Origin of the sequence: Leifsonia psychrotolerans, from assembly GCF_013410665.1 — a bacterium.
GTDB lineage: Bacteria > Actinomycetota > Actinomycetes > Actinomycetales > Microbacteriaceae > Cryobacterium > Cryobacterium psychrotolerans_A.
Window position 1 is genome coordinate 1,065,973 of record NZ_JACCFM010000001.1, and the last position, 17,142, is coordinate 1,083,114.

The 17,142-nt window shown below is 64.1% G+C and carries 14 protein-coding genes; 10 read left to right on the top strand and 4 right to left on the bottom strand.

Annotated features, from left to right (window positions below; all coding sequences use genetic code 11):
• The first annotated feature begins 34 nt into the window (after positions 1–34).
• The 4 genes from HNR05_RS05015 to HNR05_RS05030 all read left to right on the top strand — a co-directional run bounded on the left by HNR05_RS05015 (position 35) and on the right by HNR05_RS05030 (position 3,437).
• Complete coding sequence (locus HNR05_RS05015; RefSeq protein WP_179578025.1) at positions 35–724, top strand: DUF8185 domain-containing protein; 690 nt, start codon at positions 35–37, stop codon at positions 722–724.
• Positions 725–867: 143 nt separating this feature from the next.
• Positions 868–1,818: an ABC transporter ATP-binding protein gene (locus HNR05_RS05020; protein ID WP_179578026.1), complete on the top strand. Its 951-nt coding sequence runs from the start codon at positions 868–870 to the stop codon at positions 1,816–1,818.
• Entirely contained in the window at positions 1,808–2,584 is a 777-nt protein-coding gene (locus HNR05_RS05025) for an ABC transporter permease subunit (RefSeq protein WP_179578027.1), read from the top strand. The genes HNR05_RS05020 and HNR05_RS05025 overlap by 11 nt, the downstream gene beginning before the upstream one ends.
• 43 nt (positions 2,585–2,627) lie before the next feature.
• The gene (locus tag HNR05_RS05030; RefSeq protein ID WP_179578028.1) at positions 2,628–3,437 is read left to right on the top strand and encodes an ABC transporter permease subunit; all 810 of its coding nucleotides are present in this window, start codon (positions 2,628–2,630) and stop codon (positions 3,435–3,437) included.
• Here the strand turns inward: HNR05_RS05030 and HNR05_RS05035 are convergent.
• Positions 3,434–4,987, bottom strand: coding sequence for a PucR family transcriptional regulator (locus HNR05_RS05035; protein ID WP_179578029.1), 1,554 nt, complete (start codon positions 4,985–4,987; stop codon positions 3,434–3,436). The genes HNR05_RS05030 and HNR05_RS05035 overlap by 4 nt on opposite strands.
• Positions 4,988–5,146: 159 nt before the next feature.
• Between HNR05_RS05035 and gabT the strand changes: the two genes are divergently transcribed.
• The 6 genes from gabT (at position 5,147) to HNR05_RS05065 (ending at position 13,213) form a co-directional block, all read left to right on the top strand.
• On the top strand, positions 5,147–6,520 hold the full coding sequence (gabT, locus tag HNR05_RS05040; RefSeq protein WP_179580583.1) for a 4-aminobutyrate--2-oxoglutarate transaminase: 1,374 nt from the start codon (positions 5,147–5,149) through the stop codon (positions 6,518–6,520).
• Positions 6,517–7,794 carry a Glu/Leu/Phe/Val family dehydrogenase gene (locus HNR05_RS05045; protein ID WP_179578030.1) on the top strand — a complete coding sequence of 426 codons (1,278 nt, stop codon included), beginning with the start codon at positions 6,517–6,519 and terminating at the stop codon, positions 7,792–7,794. The genes gabT and HNR05_RS05045 overlap by 4 nt, the downstream gene beginning before the upstream one ends.
• A 17-nt stretch (positions 7,795–7,811) precedes the next feature.
• The gene (locus HNR05_RS05050) at positions 7,812–9,275 is read left to right on the top strand and encodes an aldehyde dehydrogenase family protein (RefSeq protein WP_179578031.1); all 1,464 of its coding nucleotides are present in this window, start codon (positions 7,812–7,814) and stop codon (positions 9,273–9,275) included.
• Positions 9,276–9,352: 77 nt separating this feature from the next.
• Complete coding sequence (locus HNR05_RS05055) at positions 9,353–10,711, top strand: flavin monoamine oxidase family protein (RefSeq protein ID WP_179578032.1); 1,359 nt, start codon at positions 9,353–9,355, stop codon at positions 10,709–10,711.
• Between the two features lie 51 nt (positions 10,712–10,762).
• The gene (locus HNR05_RS05060; RefSeq protein ID WP_179578033.1) at positions 10,763–11,641 is read left to right on the top strand and encodes a universal stress protein; all 879 of its coding nucleotides are present in this window, start codon (positions 10,763–10,765) and stop codon (positions 11,639–11,641) included.
• Between the two features lie 3 nt (positions 11,642–11,644).
• Positions 11,645–13,213, top strand: a complete 1,569-nt coding sequence (locus HNR05_RS05065) for an APC family permease (protein ID WP_179578034.1) — start codon at positions 11,645–11,647, stop codon at positions 13,211–13,213.
• 66 nt (positions 13,214–13,279) lie between these two features.
• On the opposite strand, the gene HNR05_RS05070 is transcribed toward HNR05_RS05065, so the two are convergent.
• The 3 genes from HNR05_RS05070 to HNR05_RS05080 all read right to left on the bottom strand — a co-directional run bounded on the left by HNR05_RS05070 (position 13,280) and on the right by HNR05_RS05080 (position 16,565).
• Positions 13,280–14,941, bottom strand: a complete 1,662-nt coding sequence (locus tag HNR05_RS05070; RefSeq protein ID WP_179578035.1) for an FAD-binding dehydrogenase — start codon at positions 14,939–14,941, stop codon at positions 13,280–13,282.
• Positions 14,942–15,010: 69 nt separating this feature from the next.
• On the bottom strand, positions 15,011–15,445 hold the full coding sequence (locus HNR05_RS05075) for a globin (RefSeq protein WP_218868811.1): 435 nt from the start codon (positions 15,443–15,445) through the stop codon (positions 15,011–15,013).
• Positions 15,435–16,565, bottom strand: coding sequence for a mechanosensitive ion channel family protein (locus HNR05_RS05080; protein WP_179578036.1), 1,131 nt, complete (start codon positions 16,563–16,565; stop codon positions 15,435–15,437). The genes HNR05_RS05075 and HNR05_RS05080 overlap by 11 nt, the downstream gene beginning before the upstream one ends.
• Positions 16,566–17,142: the final 577 nt, after the last annotated feature.

Sequence of the window (17,142 nt, forward strand, 5' to 3'; positions counted from 1 at the left end):
TGAACTGCACGCCACCTTGGTAGTTTAGGAGGAGATGAGCCAATCATTTTCTCTCCAAGATTCCCAGTCCCTTGCCGACCTGCATGTGTATCTTTCGCGTGCGAGCCGGGTTGAAGACGGGGCGGTACGACTGATCTCCGCGTCGGGCGTGCTCGCCGTCTACTCGGCGATCCTCTATCCGCGCGGCTTGCTCGATGGCAGCCCCACGGTGTTGGGCCTGCGTACCTTCGCGCTGAGTGAACCCATTGAACTCGATGTTGTCGTTCCCATCCGGTCGCTTCTCGACCGGGTCGCCCGTCTCAACGCGCGTGCGGGATCCCCGGCGGAGGCCCCGGATGGGCCGCTGAAGATTGCCGTTCCGCTGCAGGTGAGCACGGTCACCTGGGCGGGCATCTCACCGCCCAAGGGGGGCTGGCACACGCAGGGCGAGACGGATGCCGCACGTCTCGAGGCCGCGGCGCGCGCAGGCATCGACGAGGTGGCCAGCGCGATTCCGACGGGAACCGGGGAGCAGATCGTTCAGCGGGTGCGTTCTGAGGTGTGGAGCCGTCCCATCGAGGGCCTCGAGTTCGTTCCTGCGGGCGCCGGTTTCGCCGCATTCAGCCTCGGCTTTTTGTCGAACGGAGAGTCCGTCTCACTGTTTGAAACGGGACCCTGGACTCGTTTGACAACGAGCCGCGGCCATGTTCTCGTGCGCCGCAAAGCCTGGACGCTGAAGGGCTAGTCTCCGGCGTCGTGCACGAGAGCGAGTGTCGGTGCGAGAGACGGAACAGATTTTCCTTGCGGGTGCGTGCTCACGCGTTTAGTCTCGTGAACATGCGCACCCGCTAGAGCTGGTTGCCTCACGGCTAGATACGGGGGAAGACGATGGCTGACCCGGCAATCCTGACGCACTCACTGACGAAGAAGTATGGCGCTGTCACCGCGGTGCACGAGATGGATCTGGAAGTCAAAACAGGCGAAGTGTTTGGTTTCCTCGGCCCGAATGGTGCCGGTAAATCAACGACGATCCGTACGCTGCTCGACCAGATCCGGCCCACCGTGGGCTCGGCGACGATCCTCGGCCTGGACTCGCACACCGACAGCCTGGCCATCCGGCGCCGCGTCGGCTACGTCCCGGGGGACCTCGCCCTGTATCCCAACCTGACGGGGAGAGAGACGATTCGCTATTTTGCGCGTCTCCGCGGCGGCGTCGAGCAGGCCGTCGTGGATGAGCTTGCGCAGCGACTCCAGGCCGACCTGACGAAGAAGGTGAAAGACTATTCGACCGGCAACCGGCAGAAGATCGGGCTGATTCAAGCGTTCATGCACCGGCCAGAGCTGCTCATTCTCGACGAACCCAACGCAGGGCTCGACCCGCTGATGCAACAGGAGTTCCTGACACTGCTTGCCGAGGCGCGTGAGAGAGGAAGCACGGTCTTTCTGTCCTCCCACACCCTGTCCGAGGTCGAGCGCATCGCAGATCGGGTGGGCATCATTCGCGACGGGCGTCTGATCGTCGTTGAACGGATCGACGATCTCAAACGCAAGGCTGTGCGACGCCTCGACTTCGAGTTCGCCCAGCCTCTCGCGGCCGACACTTTCGCAGGTGTGACCGGCGTGCGTGAGGTAACGGTCGACGGCACGCACGTTCACATCTCCTATGAGGGGCCCGTGACGGATGTGCTTCGCGCGGCGACGACTTACGAAGTGCTGAATCTGACCAGTCGAGAGGAGGACTTGGAGGAGATCTTCCTGGCCTACTATCGCGGTGACGAGGCTGACGCCGTAGGCGAGGCCTCGGCCTCGCAGGCTGAGTCGACGAATCATGTTCGCTGAACTGCTGCGCCATGAGTTGAGGGAGCGTCGCTGGTCGGCACTGTTCCTGGGCCTGATCCTCGCGGGGATGAGCGTGCTCATCTTCGCGCTGACCTCGAGTCTCAGCACGGCGATCGCACAAATGACCGGCAGTTTTCCCCCGGCGCTGACGGCGTTCATCGGTGGGGGAAGCGCGGGTGGGTACGCCGTCGGGGAGCTCTTCAACCTGGTTGCGCCAGCGGCCCTGGTCGGTTACACGATTGCGGTGGGCGGATCAACGATCGCGGGCGAGGAAGAGAAGGGCACCATGTCAATGCTCTCGGCACAGCCCCTCACCCGAACGTCGATCGTGACCTCGAAGGCGCTCGCCCTGCTCGCCGGCCTGCTCGGAGCAGGCCTGCTGCTGTGGGCGGGCGCAGTCATCTCCTCGTCGGCTTCTGGCATCGGCCTCGAACTGGGCGGGCTCACCGCCATCTGCATCCATCTGCTGCTCCTCGCGGTTGCCTTCGGGGCGATCGCGATCGCGGTCGGCGCGCTCACCGGACGTTCGGGGCTGTCGAGTGGGCTTGCTGCGGGCCTGGCCGTCGTCGCCTACGCGTCGAACGCGATGCTGCCGCTGGCGAACCTGGCCACCTGGGCGAAACTCAGCCCCTGGTACTACTTTGCCGGGAGTAATCCCCTGAGCACCGGGATCAATGGCTGGAACCTGCTGGTGCTTGCGGGGATTGCCGCCGTCGCCCTGGTCATTGCGTACCTCGGCTTCGCCCGGCGCGATCTGAGGGGATGACGCCGTGACTTCAGCACACAGCTCGACCGCGAGGGGACGGCCGATGGCGATCATCCGCCGTGCGACATTCTCGACGCTCATCGGCAAAGCGGTCACGGACCGCGCCCCGCTGGCCGCCGTTGCGTCCTTCTACATTCTCGTCATCGGTGCGCTGATCGGCCTACTGTGGCCACCGCTTCGGGAGGCGTTCCAGACTATGCCTCCGGCCATGACAGACCTGGTTGCCGCGATTTCCGGTGGAACGGATCTCTCAACGTCGACGGGATGGGCGAATGCCGAACTGCTCTCCGTACTCGCCCCGGCCGCCGCGATCGTGGTTGGCGTGATGAGCGCGGCCGCGGCATCCGCGGGCGAAGAAGAGAACAAGACCCTCGGGCTAAACCTGAGTACGCCGATCGGCCGCAGTGCTTTTCTGACCGCAAAGATCATCGGCATGGGCGTGCTTGTTGTGATCGTCGCCGTCTGTGTCGGGCTCGGCCTTCTGCTCGGCACTGCGATCGGCACGCTCGGATTCACCACGGCGGGCATGACCGGCGCCGCGGCGCACACGCTTCTTCTCGGCATCCTGTTCGGAACGCTCGGGTTTCTCATCGGGGCGGCGACGGGGAGCAAACGGCTCGCGACCCTGGTGCCGACGGTGGTCGCGGTGCTGGCCTTCGCCGCCAACACCTTCCTGCCGCTGAACGCGTCGCTCGCGGTTGGCCAGAAGTTCAGTCCCTGGTACTACTACCTCTCCTCAGATCCGCTCGCCCACGGGGCGAACGGCGGCCATCTGGCGTTACTCGCCGGCGTAAGCCTCGCACTCGCGGTGGCTGCGGTGCTTGTGTTCCGCACGCGCGATCTGCGCGGCTAAGCCGGAGCGGTCGCGAGTAGCGCGGCCCACACGTCGGCGCGCGCGTGAAAAGCGCCCAGGTCACGGCCGAGAAGAGTTTCGGCCAGCTCGATCCGGCTGCGCACGGTGTGCCGATGCACTCCGAGCACGCGAGCCGCCGCGTCGAACGCTCCGTTGTGTTCAAGCCAGACCTGCACCGTGCGCAAAAGCTCGGTTCCGTGGGCGGCGTCGTGGCCGAGCACGGGGGCCAGTGTGGCGCGCCCGACTTCCCGGGCATCCGTCCGGGCCAGAAACGCCAGGACGCCCTGGCGCGAGATGGTGTCGAACTCGACCACGCTGGGTTCCCCTTCGTAGGAGCGTTCGTGTGCCTGCCCTGCCTGGGCGAGGGCGCGCGCCAAGTCGGAATAGTCTGTCGGGTCCGAGAGCCCCGCGTGCAGACCGAATGTGCGACAGAAGTCATCGAGCACAGCACGGGCAGACGGATGCAGCACAAGAACGACCGTGTCATCCTGCACGGCGAAGAAGACGGTTCCCTGTTGTTCTTCGACGCGTACCTCAAGGAACTCCGTCATCGCATCATGTCGGGGACCTGCAACGGAGGTGACGGCACAGAGCACGGGCTCGACGGGGAGTGGGCCCCACATTTCGTGGGAAATGCTTTCGGCCAGCTCACGGTTGCCGCCGAGCAGAACATGCAGCAGCCCGGAACGCAAGTGCCCCCGGGCGCCGGCCAAGGCGTGGTTCTGTTCTAAGGCGAGACCCGCAAGCGCGATCACCGATGTCACCACGTCGTGGCTTGCTTGGTCAAGTTCCGCGGCGCCGCCCAAGGCCAGCACGCCACGCAATTGGTCACGTCGTCCCAGCGTCTGCAGCGTCAGTGTCTCGCCGCCCACCACGATCGTCGCGCTCGCTCGCTGACCGCGAGCCAACAGACGCCGTGCCTCGCTCTGAACCGTGGCGAAGGAACTGCCGGACAGAACTTCTCCGGCGAAAGCATCACGGGGGAAGACGTGGTCGACGTTGCCTCCGACGTCGAAGAGGGCCACCCAGTGGTCGAGCTGTCGCGACAGCTCGGACAGTGTCGCGCTCAGGCCATCCGGGCGCAAGGCGGCCAAGGAGATGGCACGCTGAGCGCTGAGCGCCCAGGTGTGCCGCGCATATCGTTCTTCGGCGACCATCTCTGCCGCAGCGCGCGCGACGGCAATAAACGGCGTGAGGTAGGGCACTTCGACCAGGGGGAGGCCCTGACTGAGGCACGCCGCGACCAACGCGTCAGGGGTGCCATCCCTGACTACTTCGGTGCCGAACCCGAGCGCGGCGATTCCCCGGCGTTGGAGCCGGGCCACGTAGTCGAGGTAGAGGTCGTCGCCCGGACCGTCACGGTCGAACTGGGTTCCCGTCGTCAGCAGCACCTGGCCGGGCGAGAGAAACGGTGTCGGATCGGCCAGATCGGAACTGTGCACCCACTCCACCGTGGCGTCGAGTGCGCCGGCGGGCAGGGCCGCGTCCTTGGTCAGAAGCCGGAGCTTCAGCTGTGGCTGACTGAACAGACGGCGAACGGTGAGAAGCATCGACGATCACTTTCAACAGTTTGTACTCAGTGGCGAATGCGGATGCTTCAACTATACGTTCTGGCACAGTCTGACTCCGACCGTCGTGCTTACGATTACGTCATCGGCATCGACGCCTTCCCCGCGTCGGTGCACATCGGTCTGAGAACTGGAGTAGCTATGACCCTCGTCGATTCCCCCCCGCTGGATTCCTCACTTGACGTTCCGCGTGGAGGTCCGTCGCTTCCGCAGGAACGCCGACTCGTCACCGCAATTCCCGGCCCGAAATCCCTCGAACGCATGGCGCGCAAATCCGCAGCCGTCGCATCCGGCGTGGGAACCACCATCCCCGTTTTCACGGTTGCTGCCGGTGGTGGAGTGCTCGTCGACGTCGACGGTAACTCCCTGATCGACCTCGGAAGCGGCATCGCCGTGACCGGCGTCGGAAACAGCAACCCGCGCGTCGTCGCCGCCGTCGCTGCCCAGCTCAACCAGTTCACCCACACGTGCTTCACCGTCGCCCCGTATGACTCCTACGTCGAGGTCGCCGAGGCTCTGAACCGTCTGACCCCGGGCGACCACGACAAGCGGAGCGCGCTGTTCAACTCGGGTGCCGAGGCCGTCGAAAATGCGATCAAGATTGCCCGTCACTACACCGGCAAGCAGGCCGTTGTCGCCTTCGACCACGCGTACCACGGCCGCACGAACCTCACCATGGGCCTGACCGCAAAGAGCATGCCGTACAAGAGTGGTTTCGGACCGTTCGCCTCTGAGCTGTATCGTGCACCGATGTCCTACCCGTACCGCGACGGACTCGACGGCGTGACCGCGGCCAAGGCCGCCATCCTCCAGATCGAGAAGCAGATCGGCGCTGCCAACCTGGCCGCCATGATCATCGAGCCCATACAGGGCGAGGGTGGCTTCATCGTTCCGGCCGAAGGCTTCCTGCCGACCCTTGTCGCGTGGGCATCCGAGAACAACGTCGTCTTCATCGCCGACGAGGTCCAGACCGGATTCGCCCGCACCGGCGACCTGTTCGCCAGCGAACATGAAGGAATCGTGCCCGACGTCATCGTCACCGCCAAGGGCATCGCCGGGGGCCTGCCGTTGTCGGCCGTCACCGGACGCGCCGCCATTATGGACTCGGCTCACGCCGGTGGCCTCGGTGGCACCTATGGTGGCAACCCGCTGGCCTGCGTGGCAGCACTGGCGACCATCGAGAGCTACCAGGAAGACAACCTCGTCGAGCGTGCACGCGAGATCGGCGCGCTTCTTACCAGCCAGCTCAGCGCGCTGCAGGCGAACGACTCGCGCATCGGCGACGTACGTGGACGCGGCGCTCTGATCGCCATCGAGCTGGTTAACCCCACGACGGGCGAACCGGATGCCGCACTCACCAACCGCGTCGCCGCTGAGGCACACAAGCAGGGCGTTATCGTTCTGACCTGTGGCACCTACGGCAACGTCATCCGCTTCCTCCCGCCGCTCTCCATCTCGGACGCCCTCCTCACCGAGGGCATCTCCGTCGTCGCCGAAGCGCTGGCCAGCGCATGAGTCTGATCATTGCCGACGCTGTCACCGCGCCAGCCGCGACCCCCCTCGAGGACGCACGTGCTCAACTGGCCGAAGCTGTCGCCGTTCTCGGTTACGACCAGGGCATCTACAACATGTTAGCCACGCCGCGACGTGAGATGACCGTCAGCGTCCCGCTGCGCATGGACGATGGATCGAGCCGTCTCTACATCGGACACCGGGTTCAGCACAACTTCTCGCGCGGCCCGGCCAAGGGCGGACTGCGGTACAGCCCGAATGTTCACATCGAGGAGGTGCGCGCCCTGGCCATGTGGATGACCTGGAAGTGCGCCCTTCTCGACGTGCCCTACGGCGGTGCCAAGGGGGGCATCAACATCGACCCGCGCCAGCACTCGATGGCCGAGCTGGAGCGAGTGACACGGCGTTACACCAGTGAGATCCTGCCGATCATCGGCCAGGAGCGCGACATCCCGGCACCCGACGTCGGAACCGACGAGCAGACCATGGCCTGGATCATGGACACCTACTCGGTGAACAAGGGTTATACGGTGCCCGGAATCGTCACCGGCAAGCCGATCAGCCTCGGCGGATCGCACGGTCGTGCCAGCGCCACCTCGCGGGGCGTCACCCACATCGCTCTCGCCGCGCTGACCCACCATGGCATCCGTCATCAGGGCGCCACAGCCGTTGTTCAAGGCTTTGGCAAAGTGGGCCACGACGCCGCGTTGTTCCTTGCTGAGGCGGGCGTTCTCGTCGTGGCCATCAGCGACCAGTATGGCGCTGTGCGAAACGACACCGGACTTGACGTTGCTGCGCTCAGCGAACACATGCGGGCGACAGGCTCTGTCGTCGGTTTCACAGGTGCCGATGAGTTCGATGCTCTCGACATGCTCGAGCTTGACGTTGACCTCTTGGTCCCGGCCGCCGTCGAGGGTGTTCTACACGAGGGAAATGCTGCACGCGTGCGCGCCACGATCATCGTCGAGGGCGCCAACGGTCCCACGTCGCCCGCCGCCGACCGCATCTTCGAGGAGCGCGGTATCCTGGTGGTACCCGATATCCTCGCCAACGCCGGTGGCGTCATCGTCTCCTACTTCGAGTGGGTGCAGGCGAATCAGGCTTATTGGTGGAACGCCGAGGAAGTCGAATCCAAGCTCGCCGAGCGCATGCAGGCAGCGTGGCGTCAGGTCGTCGAATACGCGGCCAAGCGCGCCTTGACCCTGCGTGCCGCCGCCACAATTCTCGCCGTCGAACGCGTCGCCGAGGCCCACAAGATTCGCGGGTTGTACCCGTGAGCAAAGGAGTAACAGTCGTGTCTGAGAACGAAGTCGCCCTTCTCGCGAAGGTTCCGACAGGCCTGTACATCGGCGGCGAGTGGCGCGAAAGCAGCACGGGCAAAACTCTTCCTGTGTATGACCCGGCCACCGGCGTTGAACTGATTCGCATCGCCGACGCCAGTGTCGAAGACGGTGCTGCCGCCATGGATGCCGCGGTTGCAGCTCAGGAAAGCTGGGCTGCGACGGCACCGCGTGTGCGTGGCGAGATTCTGCGTCGCGCGTTCGACCTGCTGCAGGAGCGCAAGGAAGAATTTGCGCTGCTCATGACCATCGAGATGGGCAAGCCGCTGGCCGAGGCCCGTGGCGAGGTCGGCTACGGCGGTGAGTTCCTGCGTTGGTTCAGCGAGGAGGCCGTGCGCATCAGCGGACGGTACGGTCAGAACCCCGAGGGCACCGGCCACATGATCGTCACGCAGCGCCCAGTTGGACCGTGCTTCCTGATCACGCCGTGGAACTTCCCCCTGGCCATGGCCACCCGCAAGATCGCTCCGGCTCTTGCTGCGGGTTGCACTGTGGTCGTCAAGCCCGCCGAGCTCACCCCGCTGACGACTCTGTTCTTCGTCAAGTTGCTCGAAGAGGTCGGACTTCCGGCCGGCGTCGTCAACGTGATCACCACGTCGACCTCGTCTACCGTCTCGGCCCCGATCATCGCCGACCCGCGTCTGCGGAAGCTCAGCTTCACCGGCTCGACCGCGGTCGGCCAGCGTTTGCTCGCTCAGGCCGCCCAGGGTGTTCTGCGCACAAGCATGGAACTGGGCGGCAACGCTCCGTTCGTCGTCTTCGACGACGCCGATCTCGACACGGCGGTGGACGGCGCCATGCTTGCCAAGTTCCGCAACACCGGCCAGGCCTGCACGGCAGCGAACCGTTTCATCGTGCACGAATCGATCGCCGCTGAGTTCGGACGCCGTCTCACCGCGCGCGTCGCCGAGTTCTCCATCGGTCGCGGCACCGACGACGGGGTCACCTTCGGTCCGCTCGTCAATGAGGCAGCCGTCGAGTCGACCGACGCCATGGTGAAGGATGCGCTCGAACGCGGTGCGCAGCTTCTCATCGGCGGGGCGCGTCCGGAGGGCCCCGGCTCGTTCTACCAGCCGACCGTGCTGACAAACGTTCCCGCTGAGAGCCGTCTGCTTCAGGAAGAGATCTTCGGGCCGCTCGTGGGCATCACTACCTTCCAGAGCGAAGACGAAGCAGTGCGCCTGGCGAACGCCACCGAGTACGGCCTCATCGGCTACGTATTCACGACCGACCTGGCTCGCGGCCAGCGCATGATCGACCGTCTCGACACCGGCATGATGGGCCTGAACACGGGCTTGGTGTCGAATGCTGCGGCTCCGTTCGGCGGCGTCAAGCAGTCGGGTCTCGGTCGGGAAGGCAGCCTCGAAGGCATCCACGAGTACCTGTCGACCAAATACACCCTCATTCCCGCTTCCTAACCGATGAGTGGCGACCCCCGGAACCTCGGGTGGTCGCCACTCATTTTTGTTCACCACCAAGAAATTCAGGAGTTATCATGACCACGATCAACCGTGACGTCATCATTATTGGCGCCGGGGCATCCGGCCTCACCGCCGCCACCGAGTTGAAGAAGGCCGGGCTCACCGTGGCCGTTCTCGAAGCCCGCGATCGTGTTGGAGGTCGTCTCTGGACCGACGATATTGACGGCGCAATGCTCGAGATCGGCGGCCAGTGGGTTTCGCCCGACCAGGATGCGCTCATCGAGACCCTGGACGATCTGGGCCTGGCCACCTACGAGCGTTACCGCGAGGGTAAAAACATCTACATCAACGCGGCCGGTGAACTGAGCCGTTTCGAAGGAGACATCTTCCCGGTTCCGGTACAGACCGAGCACGAAATCGTCTCGCTGATCGAGAAGCTCGACGTTCTCGTTGCCGAGATGGACCCCGAGCGCCCGTGGGATCACCCGCGTGCGAAGGAGCTCGATGAAGTGTCATTCAGCCGTTGGTTGGAGTCACAGACCGACGACCAGGAAGCCCGCGACAATATCGGGATGTTCATTGCCGGGGCCATGCTCACCAAGCCGGCCCACGCTTTCTCGGCCCTTCAGGCTCTCCTGATGGCCGCCAGTGCCGGCAGCTTCAGCAACCTTGTCGACGCCGACTTCATCCTCGACAAGCGCGTTGTCGGTGGATTGCAGCAGGTTCCGCTGTTGCTCGCCGAACGTCTCGGCGATGATGTGCACCTCGGCCAAGCCGTGCGCACCCTCCGCTGGAGTGACGCCGGCGTTACCGCCATCACTGATGGCCTCGAGGTGAACGCGCGCCGCGTGATTATTGCCGTTCCGCCGGTGCTGATCAGCCGGATCTCGTTCGAGCCCTCGCTCCCGCGCCGTCAGCAGCAGCTACACCAGCACCTGTCGATGGGTTTCGTCATCAAGGTTCACGCTGTGTATGACACCCCATTCTGGCGTGAAGACGACCTCTCGGGCACCGCGTTCAGCCCGTACGAGCTCGTGCACGAGGCCTACGACAACACCAACTTCGAAGACCCGCGCGGAACCCTCGTCGGTTTTGTCGCCGACGAGGAAGCCGACGGCGTCTTCACGTTGACGGCAGAGGAGCGCAAGCAGCGCATCCTCACCTCGCTGTCGCACTACTACGGCGAGAAGGCCCTCAACCCTGTCGTCTACTACGAAAGCGACTGGGGCAGCGAAGAATGGACCCGTGGAGCCTACGCGGCAAGCTTCGACATGGGCGGATTGGCCCGTTATGGAGCCGACCTACGCACGCCTGTGGGACCGATCTCGTTCTCGTGCAGCGACATGGCCGGCAAGGGCTACCAGCACGTCGACGGTGCAATCCGCGTCGGGCGTGAGGCTGCTGCCGCGATCATCGCCACAGACGCCAAGTAACAGTCACACCACCCGGCCGCTGTGCGGCACCGAGTCACATTGAGGAGCACGATGCGTTTCATCGTCGGCTACACGGCCACACCCGCAGGATCGGATGCACTCGCGCTGGGCGCGCGGCTCGCTCGATCCTGGGGGGCGACCCTCGACATCGTCTTGGTGCTGCACAGCGAACACCGGCCCACACTCGTGCCGAGCGATGCCGGCTACGACCGGTTTCTGCACGATCGGTCGGAAGGCTGGTTGGCGGATGCCGCACGCCGGGTACCCGCCGAGGTCACGACGAGGACCCATCTTGTCTACGCCGATACGTTCTCAGCGGGGCTGATGGACACCGCGGGCTCTCTTGGGGCGATGCTCATTGTCATTGGTGCAGCGCACGACGGGATCTTCGGCCGATTCACGCTTGGCAGTGTGGCGGCCGATCTCCTGCACAGCTCGTCGGTACCCGTCGCACTGGCGCCCATTGGCACGGCGGATGCCGGCCACGCGTTGGGTATCAGCCGCATGACCTGCACGATCGGCACCAAGGCCGGCTCCGAGGTCTTGTTGGCTGCCGGCATCCGTTTCGCTGCAGCGGCACACGTCCCGCTACGGCTCGTCTCGCTTGTCGCAGTCGATCTTCCGGGGGGAGTCGAGGACAAGCTTGTCTCCAAGCACGGCGCGATCCACGCGCAGGAAGTGCTGAACTATGCCGCGGCACGACTCCCGGAGTCGGTTGTCGCTACGGCCGACGTCGTCTTCGGCGACAGCATCGAGCAGGCCATCGGCTCCCTCGATTGGAACCCTGATGAAATCGTGCTTGTCGGGTCGAGTCGTTTGGCGCAACCGCGTCGACTGTTCCTCGGCTCAACAGCGGCCAAAATGCTGCGCGCACTTCCCGTGCCGATGATCGTCGTGCCGCGCGAATCCCACCTCACGCAAGGAATTTAACATATGGCAACCGCTGACACCGTCGTCGACACCAGTCCGGCCTCCGCATCCGCAGAACCCAGCGGGTTGTCGAAGAAGGGCCTGAGCTCGGGCTCGATCGGTCTGCTCGGGGCCATCGTCATTGGGATCTCGTGCATCGCACCGGCTTACACCCTGACCGGTGCACTCGGACCGACTGTGGCCGAGGTCGGCGTGCAGCTGCCGGCGATCTTCCTGGTCGGGTTCATACCGATGCTGCTCGTTGCGCTCGGCTACCGCGAACTGAACAACGCCATGCCAGACAGTGGAACCTCGTTCACGTGGGCTACTCGCGCCTTCGGGCCATGGATTGGGTGGATGGCCGGCTGGGGGCTCATCGCTGCGACAATCGTGGTGCTGAGCAATCTTGCGGGCATCGCCGTGGACTTCTTCTATCTGATGATCTCGCAGGTGTTTGGTGGGGACTCGGCCATTGCGGAGCTCGCCGGAAACCCGTTCATCAACGTCGCGACATGTCTGGTCTTCATTCTCATCGCCACGTGGATCTCGTACCGTGACGTGCAGACCACCCAGAAAGTTCAGTACTGGCTGGTCGGCTTCCAGCTGCTGATTCTCATCGCGTTCGGTGTGGCAGCCGTCGTGCACATCATGAACGGTACAGCGCCTGATCACATTCCTGTCACCGCGGACTGGTTCAACCCGTTCGCCGTGAGTTCGTTCTCGGCATTCGCCGCCGGGCTATCGCTCTCGATTTTTATCTTCTGGGGCTGGGACGTCACCCTCACGATGTCCGAAGAAACCAAGGGCTCACGCAAGACTCCGGGTCGGGCCGCAACCCTCACCGTCGTGATCATCGTTCTCGTCTACCTGTTCGTCGCGATCACGGCAATTTCATACGCAGGCTTGGGTGACACCGGTACGGGGTTAGGCAACCCGAAGATTCAGGAGAACGTCTTCTTCGCTCTTGCCGGACCCGTTCTCGGCCCGCTCGCGCTGCTCATGTCGATCGCCGTGCTGTCAAGCTCCGCTGCTTCACTGCAGTCAACATTCGTCGGACCGGCACGGACACTGCTCGCGATGGGACACTATGGGGCGCTGCCGGCGAAGTTCGCCAAGGTCAGCCCGCGCTTCTTCACACCCGGGTACGCCACGATCATTTCTGCTCTCGTCGCTGCAGGTTTCTACACGGTGATGCGTTTCGTCAGCGAAGACGTGCTGTGGGACACCATTACGACTCTCGGCATGATGATCTGCTTCTACTATGGTCTGACCGCCTTCGCCTGCGTCTGGTACTTCCGTCATCAGTGGTTCGACTCGGTGCGAAACGCATTTTTCACCCTTGTGTTCCCGCTGATCGGTGGGCTCATCCTCAGCGTTTTGTTCGTCACGACGCTCGTCGACAGCATGGACCCGAGTTACGGCAGCGGCTCACAAGTGTTCGGGCTCGGCCTCGTCTTCGTGCTCGGCATGGTGATCCTGCTGACCGGTGCCATCATCATGGTGGTGCAGTCGAGGCAACGTCCCGCATTTTTCCGAGGGGAAACACTGAGCAAAGATGCGCCGGCGAGTGCCAGGATGCGCATCCGTCGCTAACGTCGTCGTGGCGTTGAACCCCTCGCCGCTACCGAACAGCAGCGCTTCTCGACAATAACGGGGCCGCTACAGGGCCGTGGCGACCGCCCGGCCCGCCGTGCGACCCGAGAACAGGCAGCCGCCGAGGAAGGTGCCCTCGAGTGAACGGTAGCCGTGCATGCCGCCACCACCGAAACCACTGGCTTCACCTGCCGCGTATAGTCCGGGCACCGGCTGTCCGTCGGAACCGAGTGCGCGTGCGGACAGATCTGTTTCGATGCCGCCCAGGCTTTTGCGAGTGAGGATATGCAGCTTGACCGCGATCAGCGGCCCGGCCTTCGGATCGAGCAGTTTGTGAGGGCTGGCCACGCGAATGAGCTTGTCGCCCCGATAGCTGCGGGCCTGCCGGATGGCGTTGATCTGCGCATCCTTCGAGAAGTCGTTGTCGAGCTCGCGATCGCGCCCCACGATCTCCTTCGCGATCTGCGCGAAGTCGAGCTTCACGTCGGGGGAGAGTTTCTGCATTCCTGCCAGCAGCTCGGGCAGGCTGTCGGCCACAACGAAGTCGACGCCTTTCTCCTTGAATGCCTCGACCGGGCCCGGCGCGCCAGGGGTGATGCGCTTGGCGAGAAGCGGGAGGTCCTTGCCGGTCAGGTCGGGGTTCTGCTCGCTGCCCGAGAGTGCGAACTCCTTCTCGATGATTTTCTGGGTGAGCACGAACCAACTGTGCTCGTAGCCTGTCTTCTGAAGATATTCGAGTGTGCCGAGAGTGTCGAAGCCGGGAAAGAGCGGGACGGGCAGACGCTTCCCCGTCGCATCGAGCCACAACGACGAGGGGCCGGGCAGAATCCGGATGCCGTGGGCCGCCCAGACCGGATCCCAATTGGTGATCCCCTCGGTGTAGTGCCACATGCGGTCAGCATTGATCAGCCGAGCACCGGCCTGTTCGGCGATGCCGAGCATGCGCCCGTCAACATGTGCGGGAACCCCTGACAGCAGATGTGTGGGGGCGGTCCCCAGGCGTTTCGGCCAGTGAGCTCGCACGAGATCGTGATTGCCTCCGATTCCACCACTCGCAACGATCACTGCGGAGGCGCGCAGCTCGAAGTCACCAATGACCTCGCGGCTGCTCGCCTGCCCGCGGTCGGCGCTGCTTGGCGACAGGATGCTCCCGCGCACGCCGACGACGGCACCGTCGTCGAGAATAAGCTCGTCGACTCGCCGACGGTGAAGGGTCGTGACGAGACCGGCCTGCATCCCCTCGCGCACGCGTGTGACGAACGGTTCGATCAGGCTCGGGCCGGTGCCCCAGGTGATGTGAAAGCGGGGGACCGAATTGCCGTGTTCGAGGGCGGTGTAGCCGCCACGCTCGGCCCAACCGACCACGGGAAAAAACCTGACGCCCTTCTGGTGAAGCCAGGCTCGTTTCTCGCCGGCTGCGAAATCAAGGTAGGCGGATGCCCACTGCCGCGGCCAGGCATCGTCGTCCCGGTCAAAGCCGGCGCTGGCGAACCAGTCCTGTGTGGCGAGTTCGAGGGAATCCTTGACGCCCATTCGACGCTGTTCGGGAGAATCGATCAGGAAGAGTCCACCGAATGACCACCACGCCTGACCTCCGAGCGACGCGGCCGGCTCTTGGTCGACCAGTAAAACCCGCTTGCCGGCGTCCACCAGCTCGGCTGTCGCGACGAGACCAGCGAGGCCGGCTCCCACGACGATGACATCGGCTTCGGTGGTCGACAGATTCATGCTGTGGCTCCTTTGTCACGGTGTGTGCCGATTCTAGGGGAGGCCACACACCATGACGGGCATCGCGCATTATTCCTCGAACGTGTTGACCATTGCGTGGGCAGCCCGGTCAAGGTAGTCCCAGAGCACTTCACGGTGCAGGGGTGAAATCGTCGCGAGGTCAAGCGCGTCGCTCATATGACCGAGCCAACGGTCACGGGCGTCGGGGTTGACCTTGAACGGCTGGTGACGCATCCGCAGTCGCGGATGGCCTCGCTTCTGGCTGTAGGAGCCCGGGCCGCCCCAGTATTGCTCGAGGAACATCGTGAAGCGGTCAATCGCCCCGGCGAGATCTTCCTCCGGATACATGGGCTTCAGAACGGGGTCGGTCGCCACTCCGGCATAGAAGTCGGTGACGAGCTTTTCGAAGAAGGCCTGGCCGCCAACCTGCTCATAGAATGTCGGGCCGATGGCGGCGCCGTGTTCGTCACTTCGGAGGTGCACTCCGGTCGGGTCAGTTGCCATTGTTCTTCTCCGTGCTGCTGTTCATGCCGGTGGACGGGCGTGGAGCGGTGGCAGGCTTGCGCTGAGCGGGGGCCGTCAGGGCGACGCCCGGGGCCAACGGCGCCGCGGAGGCCACTGCCGGCTGTCGCTTCGTCTTGCGTGCGGGCTTGGCCTCGGCCACAACGTTTACCGGCCGCGTGCGCGGCGGGCGGGCGCCCGTGACGCTGTCTGCTCCGTCGAAGCCCGTCAACACCACGCTGTTGAGCGACGGCAGGGTCAGACCCATCTCGTCAAGCGCCTTTTTCAAACGGATACGCAGCTCGCGCGAGACGTCATCTTTGGTCGACGTACGGGTTTTGACGACCAACCGAATGACGAGGGCATCCGCTGAAATGGATTCGAGGCCCCACACCTCAGGCTTTTCGAGCATGCGCGAGCGCCATTTGCTACTCGACGACATCTCGAGTGCGACCCGCAGAATTTCTTCCTGTACCGCGTCGACGTCGGTGTCGTAGGGCACCGCGAGATCAATGATCGCGCGGGCCCAGCCCTGCGACATGTTGCCGACGCGCAGGATCTCGCCGTTGCGCACAAACCAGAGGATGCCGTTGACATCGCGAACCTGGGTGATGCGAATGCCGACGGCCTCAACCATGCCGGTGGCCGGGCCGACGTCGACGACGTCACCGACGCCGAGTTGGTCCTCCATCACCATGAAGAGACCATTCAGGGCATCCTTGACGATGTTCTGCGCTCCGAAACCGAGGCCGGCACCGACGGCTGCGGTGAGCAGCGCGAATGAGCCGAGGATGGTGCTGTTCAACGTCTGGATAATCCACAGCACGCTGATCACCAGAATGAGCACGTTCACGACATTCGAGAGAACCGAGCCCAAGGTGCGGGTGCGTTGCACGACGCGTACGGCAGCGAGCGGCGACACGTTTAATGCCTGGGTGTCTGTGACGTTCTGTTTCTTCTTGGCGCCCGACACAATGCGCCGGACAATTCGGTCGATCGCAAAGTGCAGCACCCAGCGTAGGAGCAGGGCGACAGCGATGATGATGAGGATCGTGATGAGTTTGCCGATGATCTCGGCGCTGAAGAAGGCACCGATCGCTGCCCAGAAAGAGTCAAGATTCATATTGGTTTCAGTCTACTGAGGCCCATCGGACAAACCCTGAACCTCGCCCTCTCGTGGGTCGATCTCACCCGCTGGTCGAGCTGACCCGCTGGTCGAGCTGACCCGCTGGTCGAGCTGACCCGCTGGTCGAGCCTGTCGAGACCCTCGTATGGGATCTCGACACGCTCGATCAACGGTTTTGCGCACTCGCTGGTCGAGCGCACCCGCTGGTCGAGCGCACTCGCTGGTCGAGCGCACCCGCTGGTCGAGCGCACTCGCTGGTCGAGCCTGTCGAGACCCTCGTATGGGATCTCGACACGCTCGATCGACGGTTTTGCGCATTCGCTGGTCGAGCTGACCCGCTGGTCGAGCCTGTCGAGACCCTCGTATGGGATCTTGACACGCTCGATCGACGGTCGAGCGCACCCGCTGGTCGAGCTCACCCGCTGGTCGAGCCTGTCGAGACCCTCGTTTGGGATCTTGACACGCTCGATCGACGGTTTTGCGCATTCGCTGGTCGAGCGCACCCGCTGGTCGAGCCTGTCGAGACCCTCGTATGGGATCTCGACACGCTCGATCGACGGTTTTGCGCACCCGC

Excerpts from the sequence above, each read along its gene's own strand:
- HNR05_RS05015 (WP_179578025.1), top strand. The coding sequence starts at position 35 with ATGAGCCAATCATTTTCTCTCCAAGATTCCCAGTCCCTTGCCGACCTG.
- HNR05_RS05020 (WP_179578026.1), top strand. The coding sequence starts at position 868 with ATGGCTGACCCGGCAATCCTGACGCACTCACTGACGAAGAAGTATGGC.
- HNR05_RS05025 (WP_179578027.1), top strand. The coding sequence starts at position 1,808 with ATGTTCGCTGAACTGCTGCGCCATGAGTTGAGGGAGCGTCGCTGGTCG.
- HNR05_RS05030 (WP_179578028.1), top strand. The coding sequence starts at position 2,628 with ATGGCGATCATCCGCCGTGCGACATTCTCGACGCTCATCGGCAAAGCG.
- HNR05_RS05035 (WP_179578029.1), bottom strand. The coding sequence starts at position 4,987 with ATGCTTCTCACCGTTCGCCGTCTGTTCAGTCAGCCACAGCTGAAGCTC.
- gabT (WP_179580583.1), top strand. The coding sequence starts at position 5,147 with ATGACCCTCGTCGATTCCCCCCCGCTGGATTCCTCACTTGACGTTCCG.
- HNR05_RS05045 (WP_179578030.1), top strand. The coding sequence starts at position 6,517 with ATGAGTCTGATCATTGCCGACGCTGTCACCGCGCCAGCCGCGACCCCC.
- HNR05_RS05055 (WP_179578032.1), top strand. The coding sequence starts at position 9,353 with ATGACCACGATCAACCGTGACGTCATCATTATTGGCGCCGGGGCATCC.
- HNR05_RS05060 (WP_179578033.1), top strand. The coding sequence starts at position 10,763 with ATGCGTTTCATCGTCGGCTACACGGCCACACCCGCAGGATCGGATGCA.
- HNR05_RS05065 (WP_179578034.1), top strand. The coding sequence starts at position 11,645 with ATGGCAACCGCTGACACCGTCGTCGACACCAGTCCGGCCTCCGCATCC.
- HNR05_RS05070 (WP_179578035.1), bottom strand. The coding sequence starts at position 14,941 with ATGAATCTGTCGACCACCGAAGCCGATGTCATCGTCGTGGGAGCCGGC.
- HNR05_RS05075 (WP_218868811.1), bottom strand. The coding sequence starts at position 15,445 with ATGGCAACTGACCCGACCGGAGTGCACCTCCGAAGTGACGAACACGGC.
- HNR05_RS05080 (WP_179578036.1), bottom strand. The coding sequence starts at position 16,565 with ATGAATCTTGACTCTTTCTGGGCAGCGATCGGTGCCTTCTTCAGCGCC.